Source organism: Hymenobacter ruber (genome assembly GCF_054783255.1).
In genome coordinates, this window is record NZ_BAAGQX010000002.1 from 526,219 (window position 1) to 541,119 (window position 14,901).

Genomic DNA, 14,901 nt, shown 5'->3' on the forward strand with positions numbered 1-14,901 from the left:
CGGTCGATTGGATTACTACTGCCGTAGAGATGCTTCGACTGCGCTCAGCATGACGTTCTTCTTAAAGCTCAGTTGACCAACTACAGCGCGTAGCGCAGGCCAAACTGGAACTGGCGCGGGGCGCTGGCATTGCGCCGGATGATGCCCGAGCCCGCCGCACCGGTCTGAATCTGATTGCTCTGGGTGGCATTGTTAGCATAGCCGCTCAGGTTCTGGGTATTGAGCACGTTGAATACATCGGCGGTCAGCTCCAGGCGGCTGGTTTTCTCGCCGAAGTGCAGCGTGTACTGCGCACCCACGTCGAACGTTTTGGACCAGGGCAGGCGGTCGGAGTTGCGGCCTTCGCCGGGGTAGCGGTCGGCGTTGCCGAGGTAGGCGGAGCTGAAGGAGCTGCCGTCGCCGTTCAGGTCGTTGGTGTAGATGGGGTTGCCCTTTTTATCCACCACACCAGGGATGACGTAGGCCCCCGCCACGCGGTTGATGGGCTGGCCGCTTTGCAGCAGCGCCGCCAGCGTAAAGCGCAGGCTGCGAATGGGGTAATAGCTGCCAATGGCGTTGATAACGTGCGTGCGGTCGTTGATGGAGTTGGCGAACTCCGGGCCGTAGTTGTTGGCATCGGCGGCGCGGAAGTTCACGTCCTCGGTATCATTCTTCAGGTTCGAGAGCGTGTAGGACACACGGTAACCGTACTTATCCTCTCCGGCCTCCTTCTGCACGTTGAAGCTGGCGGCCATGTAGCGTGAGCGCCCCGCTGATTCGGTTTCGACCACGCTGCGGGCTGCACCATTCACCCGCTGCCCGTTGATGAGAGCATAGGAGGAGCCCGTAGCATCGGTGACGATGGGTACCGGGCGGGTGGCATCGGCCAGGGTGCTGCTGCGCACCACCACGTTGTTGGGGTCGTTTTGCTGGTAGGATGACACCGCGTTGACGTTGCGCAGGCGGAACAAATCGTAGGAACGGTTATACATCAGGTCCACGTAAAACAGCGTTTTCTGGTTCACCTGGTACTGGTAGCCCAGCGTAGATTGATGCGAATACGGGTTCTGGTAGCCGTCCGGGTTCAGAATGCGGCGCTCGCCACCGAACGTCGTGGCCCGCTGGCTTTGCAGGCTGGCGGCCGAAGGACCGTTCAGGTAGGGCACGCTGCCGAGGCTGGCGCTCTGGTTACCATCGTAGGTAATGCGGTCCACGTCGGTGTTGGCGGGCAGGGCCCCCACGCGCACCAGTTCGCGGAGCTGCGCCTTGTAGTCGGCTGAGTTGGTGTTCTGGCCGATGGCGTCGCTGTACACGGTGTACAGAATCTTGTCGTAGAAAATGCCGTAACCGCCGCGCAGGCTGCTGCGCTCGCTCAGGCGCAGGTTGAAGTTGGCGCGGGGCGCGATGTTGTTGCGGTCGCCGTGGGCGGCCCCGCCCTGCGAGAGGTTGTCGTAGTCGTAGCGCACGCCCAGGGTCACGTTCAGGCGGTCGGTCACGGCCACCTGGTCTTCGAGGTAGATGTTGTAGAGGTTTTGGGTGGTGCCGTAGGCGGCGGGGCGCAGCTCCACGTTGTAGTAAGTCACGGCGGCATTGGCCGGAATATCCTTGATGCTCAGGCCCGCGCCGAGGTTGCGCGCCCGCAGTGCATCCAGCTGCGGCTGCGTGAGCTGCACAGTGTAGCTGCCGTTGGGGTTGCCGCCGCCATACAGCAGGTGCTCGGTGCTGATGACGCCGAAGCCGCCCTTGAAGGTGTTGCGGCCCTTGAGCAGTGTGAATTTCTGCTGGGCCTGCCAGGTGCTCTGGTGCGAGTCGAAGAGGTAGCCGGGGTGACCGAGGTAGGCAATGGCCGCGCTGGCGGGGCTGAGCACCGTCACGTCGGGGCTGCTGGCGTCCTGGGCGCGGGCGTAGTTCCAGCGGAAATGGGCGTACTGCACATCGGTTTGCGAAGTGAAGTTCTGGCCCACGTACACGTTCTGGGTGGCGATGTTGAGCGAGTTGCGGTCCTGCTTGTTGCCGCTCGATGGGAAGGCAATGCCGCCATCGAGCCCGCCGCCCTGGCGCTCGATGTTCACGATGCCCACGTTGGCCCGCAGCGAGGAGCGGAACCGTTCCGTCCAGCGCTGGTCGAGCTTGCCCGAGAGGTACGTAAACTTGTTCTGGCCGCGCACCGTGGCGTTGATGCCCAGCTCGGGCGATGTCAGCACGTTGTCCTTAAAGTCGAAGGTCTGCTCGGCATTCAGGTAGAAGAAGGTCTTGTCCTTCACCAGCGCCCCGCCCACGCCAAAACCGAATTGCTGGCGCTGGAAGCCGCTTTTCACCTGGTTGCCGGAGAGGTCGCGCTGCGCAAAATCCGTCTTGCCGTCAATGCCGGGGCCGGGCCGGGTGAGGTAGAAAGCTTCGGCCATGAGGTCGTTGGAACCGGACTTGGTGGTCACGTTCACGATGCCGTTGGCCGAGTTGCCGAACTCGGTGGAGAAGTTGTTGGTGAGCACGCTCACGTTCTGGGCAAAACCCACCGGAATAGCGAAGCGCTGCCCACCCAGGAAATTCTCGTTATTATCGAGCCCGTCGATGAGGTAATTGGTATAGAGGCCATTGGCCCCGTTGATGCTCACGTTGGGCGCTTCGGAGAAGAAGCCGGTGGCCTGCGTCACGTTGGGCAGGCGGTAGAGGGCGCGGGTGATGTCGCGGGCCTCAATGGGAATCTCGCGCAGCTCGCGGGCCGACAGCTCGGATGCCACTTCGGCGTTCTGGGTGTTGAGGGTAGTTCCGTTGTGCGGGGCGCGCACCACCACGCCTTCCAGCGTCTGGGCGCTGAGCTGGGGCAGTACCAGCGTCACGCTGGGGCTGGAGTTGGTGCGCAGGGTGAGGCCGGCTTCGCGCACGGCCTGGTACCGGTCGCTCACGGTGGTGCTCACGGCGTAGCTGCCGGCCGTGCTCAGGCCCCGGAAGCGGGCCTGGCCCTGGGCGTTGGTGGGCTGCTCGGTGCTGAAACCGATGGCAGCATTGTCGAGGTGCACGGGCAGGTTGGCGATGGGTTTGCGGGCGTTGTCAAGCACCGACACCACCAAATCGACCTGTGCGAGAGCCCGTTGCAGGGGCAAAAAAAACAATAAAGCGAATGCAAAAAGGGATAAAGCCTTCTTCATAAGAAAGAAAAAAACAAGCTAAAACAATGCACAGAGGCCACCCCGGCAACGGGCCTGCCGTCCGCGATGGAACCAGCACAGGCGCGTTGCTGGGGTAGCAAATCCCGAAAATTTTAGCAAGCCGGCGGCCCCCGGTGGGGGCGCGCCGCCACAGCGGCGCGCTGGTTGCCGACGGTGGCATCGGCAGGCAGGCCCCCCGGTATGGGGCTGCGCAGCCGCCGCAACCGGCGCAGCAACGGCCGGGCCAGCGGCAACCGCAGGGCCGCGACGAGGCCCTGCTCGTCATCGATATCGGCCAGCACGGGCAGCACGCCGGTCGTGGAGCGCTGCTGCCGGAGCTGCTGGAGCAGGGCGGTGCCCAGCTGCGCCGTTTGCCAGGGAAGCGCGGCCCAGTCCTGGCTCTCAAACACGACGCGCGCCATGCCCAGCAGGTACACGCCGCCGTCGGTGGCGGGGCCTACTACGGCTCCGGTTTGCTGCACGGCGGCGGCGGCCTGCCGCAGCAGGTTTTCGGTGAGCTGGGGACAGTCATTGCCCATCACCAGCAGGCATTCGTAACCCTGCCTAAAAACGCGCCGCATGGCGTTGGTGAGCCGCTCACCGAAGGTGGCCCCCGTTTGTTGGGCTGAATCTACCCGCACAAAATCAATCCCCGCCCTACTGGCGGTAGCCTCGGCCCGGTGGATGAGCTGGGCCGCAACGGCGGCATTGCCGGCCCGGGTGCCGTGGCTGACAAAACGCTTGTGCGCTGCCTCCTCGCCCGCCGAGCGGGTGAACAACAAGACGGCAACGGGTGAGTGGGACATATGGAACGGCCCCACTGCCAAAACACTATTGGGGCAGGGCGTAACGCTGGAGACGAGTGAAATCTACGGCCGAGCTAACGCCGTGCCGCCACATACGGCAACAACGGGAACTCAGATTCCGGCACCGGTGGAGGCAAAGTTCGATAAGGGCGGTTATTTTCGCTCCATTCTGCCTCCGCTACACGGCGCGCACCTCTCCCACCGGACCGGGCCAGTGGCATTACAGTCCTGATGCCAGCAAGTTTTATCGGCGGACGGGTTGCCACTCCAGCACGTAAACCGGCTGCGGGGGCAGGTTTTCGAGGGTTTCGCCGTCGCCTTGGCCGGTGCGCTGCACAAAGAGGCTGAGGATGCCGTCGCTTTTCCAGCGCTCGGTGTCGTAGCTGGGCTCCCAGTTGCCCACGGAAGTAGTGGTAAGGTCAGTAGCGGCCCACTGGTTGGTGGCGAGGTCGGGGCATTGCAGCACCGAGGCGTGGTCCTGGCGCTCGGCGTCGCGGTATAGCAGGTAGGCCGCCATTTTGCCTTTCTGCGTCGAAACCAGTAGTTGCGGACGCGAAATCGGTATCTTCTTTGTGCCCACGCCGCTAAGGCTGAAGGGTGTGGTGCGCTGGCTAATCTGGGCGGTTTTCCACTGACTGCCATTCAGATAAATCAATTGGTACTGTGGCACTTGGGTGCCAGCCGGCCGCCAGTAGGTGGCGATGTAGGGCCGGCCCTGGGCATCGGCGGTGATGCTGGTCTGGTTAATCAGCTCGCTGTTCTGGGGGATGCGGGTGGCGTACTCGGCGATTTTTTCGGTGATGGGCAGTTGATACTTCTCGCCGGTGCTGCGCTGCCAGGTCAGGCCACCGTCCTTCGAGCAGGCGTAGGCCATGTCGTGGTTGGAGGCCACGTTGGGCGACTCGCGCCACACCCACGACACGTGGATGGTGCCCCGCGCGTCGATGCAGGCCTGCCAGTAGGCATTGCGCTGGCCCTCGCCGTCGATGAGGACGCTGTGCAGGCGGGTCCATTTCTGGGTTTTGGGGCTGTAGCGGTTTAGCACGAGGTTGCCGTTGCCGGAGCCGCCGTCGCGGTACATAAACAGCACGTCGCCGCCGGGGAAACGATGAAATTCGGGGTAACTCACTTTCTGCTCCTGCTGGCCGGTCATGGGCTGGAGCGGGCCCATTGTGAGCGAGCCGGGCGCTTGACCGCGGCAGTAGTGCAGGGGGTTGTTGTGGTGGTCGAAGGACAGGTGTACGTAGCCCGCGCCGTCCACCATCAGGCTGATGACGTTGTGGGCATCCTTCACATTGCCCTGGTATGGCGTGCGTTGCACCTGCCATGGCCCAGCCGGCAGCCGCCGTTTGGCCAGCACCACGTAGGCCGCCGAGTCGTACCAAGCCACGTACTGGTCGCGGCCCTGCGTCACGACGGAGTTTTTGCGGAACACCGCGCCGTTCACGTTATTCTTCGCCCAGCCCAGGCCCACCGGGGTTTGAGCGCGGCCCGTCAGCGGCTGCCAGCAACCGACCAGCAGCAGCAACATCAGGCCCGGGGCAAATCGAAAATTCAGCATAGCAGGTAGGTGGGGTTTAAAAATGCGCCTTTTGCTGAGCGCGACAGGCTATTTCACCCGCACAGGTTGGATGCCGACGTGCGTGGGCGTCACGGGCTTGATGCTGCCGTCGGGGTTGAATTCCAGCTTATCGATGCAGACTTCGCGGTGGTAGCCGGCGGCGCGGCCCATGCCGAGGCCCTCGGGGTAGGTGAAGCGGTGGTAGACGAGGTACCACTCGTCGCGGCTCGGCACCTGGATGGTGCTGTTGTGACCGGTGCCGTAAAGGCCAGCCGCCGCGTCCTTGCTGATAACTAGGTTATTGGCCGGCACCGTGATTTTGCCCAGTGGCGTGGTGGCCGTGCCGTAGCGCACGCGGTAGTCGGGGTCGCGGGTGTCGTTTTCGCTCCACATGAAGTAGTAGGTGCCGTTGCGGTAGAGCACGTGGCTGCCCTCGCGGAAGGTGCCGTCGGGCGTCATCAGCTGCGTGGTGCCGGGTTTTAGGGAGATGAGGTCGTCGTTCAGTTCCGCGCCGGCCAGGTAGCCGTTGCCCCAGTAGAGGTAGTTTTTGCCGGTTTTGGGGTCGTGGAATACGGCCGGGTCAATCTGCTGGCCGCCCTTTGCGCCCTCGGGCCGCGTGTCAATCAGCGGCTTGCCGGTGTCCACGAACGGGCCGGTGGGGCTGTCGGCTAGGGCCACGCCAATCTTGGCTTCGGCGCAGAAATAGTAGGCGTACTGGTAGCCGGTGGCCGTTTTCTGCTCGATGATGCAAGGTGCCCAGGCGTTTTTCTTCGCCCAGCTCACGTCCTTCCCCAAATCCAGCATCACGCCCTCGTCCTTCCAATTCACCAAATCCGGCGACGAAAACGCTTTGAAGTAGGTGCCCGACCAGCCCGTAAACCCGTCGCTCGTGGGGTAGAGGTAGAATTTGCCGGTTTTCTCGGCGTAGATAATGGCCGGGTCGGCGTAGTAGCCGGTCAGGGCGGGGTTGTGGGTTTCGGTGATGCTCACCGCCACGGGCTGCTTCTGGTTGGTGCCGCTCACGGTGTAGCGCACGGGGCCTTTGGTGAAATCCTGCGGGCCGGCGGGCTGCACCGCCACGCCCGCGAAAGCAGAAAACGAGGGGTCGAAGGCTTTCAGATTAGTGCCCGGTTTGGCCAGGAAGGCCAGCTTGCCGGCGGCGGAATCAGCCACCGTGTTTTGCGTGCGGATAGCGGGGTTGCGGGCCGAGCGCAGCACGTCGGCCGGGGCCAGCCAGCGGGCGGCCAGGCGCGCGCCCTCCTGCGCCGTGATGGGTAGCACGGTGCCGTGGCGCGGGTGGAAATTCATGCTCACTTCGCTGTCCACAACCTTGAAATTCTGCAGGTCAGAGGTGCGGGTGAACTGGTAGCGGCCCTTGGTGTACACGTCGTACATCAGGATGTAATCGTTGGAATTGTTGAGCTTGAAGGTGCCCGCGCCTTCCACCGGGTCGGTGGTTTGCTGCACGTACTGGTCGCGCAGCACGTAACCGCCGGTGAGCTTGTCCGACACGGCGATTTTGATGCCGTTGCCCTTGCCTTCGGTCTTAAAGAACAGGTAAAACTTTCCATCCTTCGCCACGATGTCGCCGTCGATGCACGAGCCGTTGGTGGGGCTCACAAATAGCTGTTTCGGCTCGCCTTCGAGGTCAGTGAAGTCCTTGTTGGCGTAGGCGCAATAGATTTTATCGGGCTCCGTACCGTGCTTCAGCGAGAAGTAAACCAGGTATTTCCCGGCACTGGCATCGTAGATAGTTTGCGGGGCCCAGACGCGTTTCAGGTTGTCCTGGCCGGGGTAACGCTTCTGGAAATTGATGGCGCTGGACTTCCAGTTAATCAGGTCGGTGGACTTCATGAGCACCATGCCCCGGTTCGAATCCCAGCCTTTGGCCGATACCATGTCGGTAGCCACCATGTAGAAGGTTTTGCCATCGGCCCCGCGCAGGATGTGCGGGTCGCGCACGCCGCCCGTTTCGCTGATGGTGGCCGAGCTGATGACCGGCCGGTTGCCATTGAGGGCCGTGTAGTGGTAGCCATCGGGGCTGAGGGCGAAGCGGATGGCTTCTTCCTTGATGTCGTTGCCGGTGAAGTAGACGAACAGGTAGGCGCTGGTTTTTTCCTTCGCGGGCGGGCCGGGCTTGCCGGCAGCGGGCCTGATAAATCCAAGCACGCTAAACAGCATCAGGAGGCTGAAACGGTATTTCATAAAAACGATAAAGTGGCCGGAGCCACTTGAAGATGCGGAGTAAAGCCACTTGTCATCCTGAGCTTGCGAAGGACCTTATCACGTTCGCACTGCTCAGAACCGGACCAAATTAAGCAGTCGTGATAAGGTCCCTCGCAAGCTCAGGATGACAGACAGAGGAAAAACAAACGAAGAAAAACACGAACGCACGGCCCGACCAGTGGCCGGCAATGGTCCCACCTCCCACCGGCCAGCGGCTCCTTTTGCAGCGGGGCCGCGCTCTCACTGTTGGGCTAGCAAGTTTCTCACTGCTCAGCTAGCCGGGTTGGCGCTAGTCGGGGCCGTACGTTCGTTATTTTTCTTTTTAATCAAATTTTATGGTCTTGCTGCTGCCATCCTTGAAAGTCACAACGGCGCTGCCGGTCGAGACTTCTGGCAGGAGTTTTTTCACGGGCATCAGCTCGGCATCGGTCCAGGTTGCGCCGGATTTTTTCCAAAGCATGAGCGTGGCGTAGAGCGTGGTTTGGGCGGGCACAAACTGGGCCGAGACATTTAGAATGGCGCTTTCGGGCTTCACGGGGTTGAGGCCGGTAGTGGTCAGGGTTTCGGTTTTGGTCCAGCCGCTGAGCGGGATGAGGGCCAGCTGCCAGGTGCCGTTATCGATGAGTTGGGCCTCGTAGCCGTTCACTTTGCGGGTAGTGCGCCGGATGGTGCCCGTGAGGTTGGGCAGGGCGTAGTGACCCAGGCGGGCGGCCACGGGTTCGGTGCTCAGGTTCTGGTCGAGGCGCAGGATGCCGTTGGGCAGGGTGATTTCGGCCAGGTGGAGCCTGATGTTGTGGTTGGTTTCCAGCTCAGCGTCGCGGTAGTAGATGCCGTTTTCAAATTTTTTGAAGGTGTAGAGGCGCAGCGGCTCCCACTTGTTTGCCTGGGTTTTGAACACGTAGTCCATGGCCACTTCGCCGTTGGGGCCGTCGGCCTGCCAGGGGAAGGCGCTGTTGTAGCTCAGGCGGTTGTAGTTTTCGTTGCCCCGGTTGCCGTCGCTGGCGGGCTGGGCCGAGGGCACGCGGATTTCGGCCGCGCCGGTGTTGGGGTAGTCGGTCACGAGGATGTTGGGGCCGGCCTCGAACTTGTTGAACACGGTGCCCGGCTTCAGCTCTTTGCCCCAGGGGCCTTCGTTTTCGGCGGCGGTCCAGAAGGGCGAGTCGGCCGGCACGAGCAGGCCCAGGAAGGCCTTGGCCATCCAGAACACGCTGCCCCGGCAGCTGTAAGCCTGCACGGCGGGGTCGAAAGCGCCGTAGAAGCCCAGCGTGGGGATATTGTCCTGCAAAAAATCCGGGTTCTCCAGGAACTGCAGCAGCGTGCCCGAGGCAATGCGCCGCATCCAGCCGAAGTTGGTGCCGGCCTCGGGGTGCAGGCCCATCAGCGGGAAGGGCACCACGGCCGCAAAGCGGTAGGTGATGCTGCGGCCCCACATTATCATGCTGCCGTCGCGTCCGAACTGGTAGGGGTAATTATCCTTGAGCGGGGCAAAATTGGCGGTGAGCTGGGTGGCGATTTCGGGGTAGTGTGCCCGGCCGTAGTATTCGCTCCACAGCCGGCCGTACATCTGGAAAGCCCACATGCTGTAGTAGTCGAAGGTGGGCGCGTCGTGGTACCAGCCTTCGCCGCGGTAGTGCGTGAGCTGCTTTTGCAGGTACTCTTCCATCAATTTCTCATTGACGGTATAGCCCCGGCTTTTGTAGAAGCTTAGGATGAAGATGTTGAAGTAGCGCCAGTTCTGGGGCACGGTGGGGCCGTCGCCGTAGCTGAGCATGGTGGCGGCCAGGGCATCTTTGGTGGTCTGGGGCAGCGGGTCCCACAGAATTTCGGGCGCGGCAAACAGCGCCACGCTCAGCCCGCCGAATTCTACCAGATTCTGGCTGGGGCCGCCGTCCTTCGCCCGGGGCTGAATGAACGACGGGCTGGCCGGGTTCACCAGCTGGGCCAGCTGGTGGCGGTAGTAGTCGCCCACTTTGATGCCGTTCAGCGTCAGGCCGGGGTCTTCTTTCAGCAGCGGCGCGGCCATGAATAGCGTGCGGCACAGGCCTTCCAGCTTTTCGGTGGGCACTTGGGCGGCGGTGCGCGGGTAGCTTTTGCCGGGCTGCTTCGGGAACTGCATCGGGTCATCCAGCTGATGGATGTAGCTGAACGCGCCGCTGAGCAGGTAGCGGGCGGCGTCCTGCCAGTGCCGCCGCGTCATGCCCGTGAAGGGGCTCAGCTTCTTATCGGGCTGCTTCACCTGGAACAGCGGCAGCTTGGTAGCAGGCGGCGTGACGGTAGTGGTGAAAGCGGGAGGCGCGGTTTGACCGCAGGCCTGAGTGGCAGCCAAGCCTGTGAGCAGCCCGATTAATAAGCCGGTTGTGTTCTTGAGCATAATGGTCACTCCAGGTCGTCATGCAAAGCGCAGCGAAGCATGACGGTCTATTTGCCTACTACCTGTTAGTACCCGTCATTCTGACCCAGCGTGGCCATGCCGTTCAGGTCAATTGACGTTTGCGGGATGGGCAATAGCAGCTTTTTGGTGGTGAGGCCGGAAACCGGAGCCGGGTTCAGTCGCGTCACGCGGTCGATGAGCGTGCCGGTGCGCAGGAGCGTGAGACGGCGCTGCTCCTCCCCTATCAGCTCGCGGGCGCGCTCGTCGAGGATGAAATCGAGCGTCATCTGGCTGGCCGTTACCGGGGTGGCCTGGGCGCGGGTGCGCAGCTCGTTGATGCTACTGGCAGCGCCGGTGGTGTTGTTCTGCTTCACCTGGGCCTCGGCCAGCAGCAGGTAGGTTTCGCCCAGGCGCATCATGGGCAGGTCCTTGATGGTGCCGAAACCGAAGGTATCGGTGGGGTCAAACTGGTTCCACTTGGTGGTATAGGGCGTGATGTAGAAAATGGTATCCGAGCCGGTGAGGCCGGTCACCCGCTTGCCGTAGAGTGCGGGCACGGCGGGGTTGTTGTAATAGAAGCGACGCTTGAGGTTGTACTTCGAATTGCGCATGTCGGGGCCGTTGTACAGGCGGTAATCGACCCAGTTGCTGAGGCGCAGGCGGCCCAGGCCGCGCCCGCCCAGCGAGTCGACCAGCAACATGCCGTTCACGTTGTAGTAGGCCGGTACCCACATGCGGCGCTGCTGGGCGCTGGTGGTGCCGCCAGGCACAAGGAGCTGCTGCTCAATGCCCCAAATCAGCTCGGTATTACCCTGGTTGCGGCGCTGGTTGCCCACAATAAACATATCGGCGAAGTAGTCGCCGGGCTGGGTCGCTTTCACCCCGTAGCGGGCCTTAATCAAGCTGTACTGGCCGCCGCTGATGACTTCCTTCAGCTGCGTTTCGGCCAGCGCGGGCTGGTTGGTGCGCAGGTACACTTCGCCGAGCAATTGCTGGGCCGCGCCCTTCGTGATGCGGCCCGAAGCGGCCTTGCTGGCCAGAAACAGCTTGGGAATGGCCGTGGTCAGGTCATTGATGATGAACGTATTCACCTGGGCGATGGGTGTGCGGGTGAAGTCGGTGCGGGGCGTGGTTATGGGCTGCTCAATCAGCGGCACGTCGCCCCAGAGCGTCACCAGGAAGTTATAGGCGTAGGCGCGGTAGAAGCGGGCCTCGCCGCTGATGCGGTCCTTGTAGCCCTGGCGCAGGGTGGCCGGCGCGGTAGCCGCCCCCTGGATAATCTGGTTGCAGTTGTTGATGGTGCGGTAGGCCCAGCTCCACATCACGCTGGCGGCCACGTCCTGCGAGTTCAGCAGCGTGTAATTGTAGTAGGGAATTTCGGCGCCCTGCACCTGGCCGGGAATGGCCACGTCGGTGCCGAGCTGCATCATGCCCAGCAGGCCCTGCTCGTCGGAGCGGGTGTACTGCTCGCGCACGACGGATTGCAGGCCGGCCATCGCAGCCTCGAAACCCAGCGAATCGGTCAGCACCGTCTGGGGCGTGTAGAGCGACTTGGGGGCTTCGTCGAGGAAATCTTTCTTACAGGAGCTCAGCAGCTGGGCGGCTGCCAGCAGGGCCAGGCCCATTAATCCAATGCGTTTCATATATCGGGAGCGGTAAGGCGGGTGGGATGGGATTACAGGGTCAGGTTCAGGCCGAACACGAAGGTCCTGAGCTGCGGGAAGTTGGGGTTGGTGCCCGTGCCGGGGTTGCCGAGCGTGGTCAGGTTGTCCACGTTGCCGGAGCCGTTGCCCAGGGTGTAGCCCTGCTCGGGGTCCCAGCCCACCCACTTGGTCCAGGTGTAGAGGTTGCGGCCGCTCACGTAGACGGAAACACCGCCCATTTTCAGGCGCTCGGTCAGCGAGGCGGGCAGCGAGTAGCTCAGCGTCACGTCTTTGAGGCGGGTGTAGCTGGCATCCACGGGGTACTGGTAGCCGCGGGTGTTGTAGAAGTTCAGGCCGGGGCGGTCCTGGCTGGCGTTCTGGGGCGTCCAGTAGCCCACTTCCTGCGGCGTATTGAGGCGGCCGCCCAGGTCCACGAAGTTCAGGATGCCGTTGTTTTTCAGAATTCCCTGCGCCGTTTGCAGGAACACGCGCAGACTCAGGCCCTTGTAAGTGAAGGTGTTGGTGAGGCCGGCCGTGTAGTCGGGCAGCGTCGAGCCCACGTATTCGCGGTCGCTGGAGTCAATTTTCTTGTCGCCGTTTAGGTCCGCGAATTTCAGGTCGCCGGGCTTGGCGCCGGGGTCCTGCTGCGAGGGGTCTTCGCCCACCTGCCACACGCCAATCTTGCGGTAGTCGTAGATGGCACCCAGCGGCCGGCCCAGGAAACGGCGGTTGCCGATGTCGTCGGTGCTGGTGTAGCCCAGTTCCAGCAGGCGGTTGCGGTTGGCCGAGATGTTGAAGGCCGACGACCAGCTGAAATCCGCTTTCTGAATATTTACCGTGTTCAGCGTCAGCTCGATGCCCTTGTTCTGCACCCGGCCAATGTTGTCGAGAATGGAGGTGTAGCCCGAGATAACCGGAATCTGGCGGGCCAGCAGCAGGTCTTTGGTGGTGGCATCGTAGTATTCGAGGCTACCCGTGATGCGGTTTTTCAGCAGGCCAAAGTCGATGGCGTAGTTGGCGCTGGTGGTTTGCTCCCACTTCAGGTTGGCGTTGCCGATGTTGTTGGCCCGCACGCCCACTGCCGCCACGCCGCCGTAGGCGTATTGCAGCAAGGCCCCACCGGTAATGGTTTGGTAAGGCGTGATGCCTTCGTTGCCGGTAGTGCCGTACGAAAAGCGCAGCTTCAGCACGTTCAGGATGGAATTATCCTTCAGGAAAGCCTCGTTGGCCACGTTCCAGCCCACCGCCACCGAAGGGAAAACGGCGTACTTATCCGCATTGGCCCCGAATACGGAGGAGCCGTCGCGCCGGGCCGTGGCCGTGAACAGGTAGCGGCTGTCGTAAGAGTAGTTCACACGGGCCATCTGCGATTCGAGGCGGCGCATCTCGCTGTAGGAGCCAATGGTAGGCGTGTTCGAGCCCGAGCCGATGCTGTTGAAGCCAATCTGGTCGTTGATGAAGCCGCTGGCGTTTTCCGACGTCGTGAAGTATTTGTTCTGCTGGGCGCTCTGCACCAGCGTCACGTCCACGTGGTGCTTGTCAATGTCTTTGTTGTAAGACAGCACGTTCTCCACCGTGTAGTTGGGCCGCTCCTCGTTCACCAGCGCCGCCGAACCGCGCAGGTCGCCGCCCTGCCGGCCCACGTAGCTGGCGAAGCGGTAGGTGCGGTAGCCATACGTCACGTTCAGGCGGTATTTCAGGCCGCTCAGGAAGGTGGGGGCCACCTCCAGGTAGCCCGTGCCGGTGAGCTGGTTCACGCGGCTTTCGCGCGTAGTAGTGGTGCCAATCAGCGGGTTATTGAAGAGCTGTTCGGGCTGCTGCGGGAAGATGGTGTAGGTGCCGTCGGGGTTGTACACGTTGCCGTAGGGGCTGGCAATTTGGGCCGAGCTGAGATTGGCGCGGCCGCCGCCGTCGTCGTTGTTGGCGTAGAAGGCCGAAGTGCCCACCCGCAGCCAGTTGGTCAGGTTGGCATCAATGTTCGTGCGGAAGCTGATGCGCTGGTACTGATACCCTTTGATGATGCCCTGCTGCTTGAAATAGTCGCCCGACACGAAGTACTTCACGTCGTCGTTGCCACCCGAAATCGACACATTGTGGTCCTGGATAAAGCCCTGCTGCTTAATCAGCTCCATCCAGTCCACGGTGCGGCCGGCGTTGTAGTTGTCCACCTCGCTCAGGTTGGGCACGTGGCCGAAGGTGATGCCCCGCTGCCGGGTAAACTCCTCGTATTTCGCGGCGAATTCGGGCCCGTTCAGCGGGTGCAGCTTCTGCACCATATACTCCGGCCCGGCGTAGCCCGCGTAGCGAATCTGGGGCTTGCCGGTTTTGCCGCGCTTGGTGGTCACCAGAATCACGCCGTTAGAGCCCTTCGTGCCATAAATGGCCGTCGAGGAAGCATCCTTCAGAATCTCAATCGAGGCGATGTCGTTGGTGTTGATGTCATTCAGGTTGCCCGCAAACGGCAGCCCGTCCACAATCAAATACGGGTCGGTATTCGCCGTAATCGAGCGCACGCCCCGAATCTGGATGCTGGACTGCGAGCCCGGCACCCCCGAGCCGCTGGTGACCTGCACGCCGGCCACTGCGCCCTGCAGGGCCTGGGCCACGTTGGCCACCGGCAGCTTCTCCAGCCGGTCCTGCGGCACCGATACCACCGAGCCCGTCACGTCGGAGCGCTTCTGGGTACCGTAGCCCACCACCACCACTTCGCTCAGGTCCTGGGTATCGGGGGCCAGCTTCACGGTAATCTTCGTTTGGCTGCCCACCACAATTTCCTGCTTCACGTAGCCCACAAAGGAGATGACCAGCGTGGGCGCGGCCGTCCCATCAGGAATGGTCAGCGTGAAGCCGCCGTTGGCGTCGGTGCTGGTGCCGGTGGTCGTGCCTTTCAGCACCACCGTCACGCCGGGCAGGCCCGCGCCCTTCTCATCAAGCACGGTGCCCGAGATGGTACCCTCGGCCGCCGACACGGCCAGCCCGAGGGCCGCCAGCGGAGCATCGGCCCGGCTAGCGGTGGGTTGGAGCACGGCCAGGGGCAGCGCTCCGCAGAGGAGTAAAAGTTTTGCCTGCATATGATTTAGGGGAAAAGGCAACTGGCGAAGGCTGCCCGGGGTGGGAATTTGTGAGAATCTCAGAGGCTGTTTTCTGAGGTAAAAGTACCCGGCTG

The 14,901-nt window shown here is 62.4% G+C and carries 7 protein-coding genes; all 7 read right to left on the reverse strand.

Annotated features, from left to right (window positions below; translation table 11 throughout):
* Nucleotides 1-80: 80 nt before the first annotated feature.
* Nucleotides 81-3,083, reverse strand: a complete 3,003-nt coding sequence (locus ACYVM5_RS02935; RefSeq protein WP_460616683.1) for a TonB-dependent receptor — start codon at nucleotides 3,081-3,083, stop codon at nucleotides 81-83.
* A 158-nt stretch (nucleotides 3,084-3,241) separates the two neighbouring features.
* Entirely contained in the window at nucleotides 3,242-3,910 is a 669-nt protein-coding gene (locus ACYVM5_RS02940) for a TIGR04282 family arsenosugar biosynthesis glycosyltransferase (protein WP_460616684.1), read from the reverse strand.
* A 268-nt stretch (nucleotides 3,911-4,178) separates the two neighbouring features.
* A complete protein-coding gene (locus ACYVM5_RS02945) occupies nucleotides 4,179-5,495 on the reverse strand; it encodes a BNR repeat-containing protein (RefSeq protein WP_460616685.1) in 1,317 nt (438 codons plus the stop codon).
* 48 nt (nucleotides 5,496-5,543) lie between these two features.
* Entirely contained in the window at nucleotides 5,544-7,700 is a 2,157-nt protein-coding gene (locus tag ACYVM5_RS02950; protein ID WP_460616686.1) for a glycoside hydrolase family protein, read from the reverse strand.
* Between the two features lie 343 nt (nucleotides 7,701-8,043).
* Complete coding sequence (locus tag ACYVM5_RS02955) at nucleotides 8,044-10,092, reverse strand: DUF2264 domain-containing protein (RefSeq protein ID WP_460616687.1); 2,049 nt, start codon at nucleotides 10,090-10,092, stop codon at nucleotides 8,044-8,046.
* A 65-nt stretch (nucleotides 10,093-10,157) separates the two neighbouring features.
* Nucleotides 10,158-11,735, reverse strand: a complete 1,578-nt coding sequence (locus tag ACYVM5_RS02960) for a RagB/SusD family nutrient uptake outer membrane protein (RefSeq protein WP_460616688.1) — start codon at nucleotides 11,733-11,735, stop codon at nucleotides 10,158-10,160.
* Between the two features lie 32 nt (nucleotides 11,736-11,767).
* On the reverse strand, nucleotides 11,768-14,806 hold the full coding sequence (locus ACYVM5_RS02965; RefSeq protein WP_460616689.1) for a SusC/RagA family TonB-linked outer membrane protein: 3,039 nt from the start codon (nucleotides 14,804-14,806) through the stop codon (nucleotides 11,768-11,770).
* Nucleotides 14,807-14,901 lie beyond the last annotated feature (95 nt).

Excerpts from the sequence above, each read along its gene's own strand:
- ACYVM5_RS02960 (WP_460616688.1), bottom strand. The coding sequence starts at position 11,735 with ATGAAACGCATTGGATTAATGGGCCTGGCCCTGCTGGCAGCCGCCCAG.
- ACYVM5_RS02945 (WP_460616685.1), bottom strand. The coding sequence starts at position 5,495 with ATGCTGAATTTTCGATTTGCCCCGGGCCTGATGTTGCTGCTGCTGGTC.
- ACYVM5_RS02950 (WP_460616686.1), bottom strand. The coding sequence starts at position 7,700 with ATGAAATACCGTTTCAGCCTCCTGATGCTGTTTAGCGTGCTTGGATTT.
- ACYVM5_RS02965 (WP_460616689.1), bottom strand. The coding sequence starts at position 14,806 with ATGCAGGCAAAACTTTTACTCCTCTGCGGAGCGCTGCCCCTGGCCGTG.
- ACYVM5_RS02955 (WP_460616687.1), bottom strand. The coding sequence starts at position 10,092 with ATGCTCAAGAACACAACCGGCTTATTAATCGGGCTGCTCACAGGCTTG.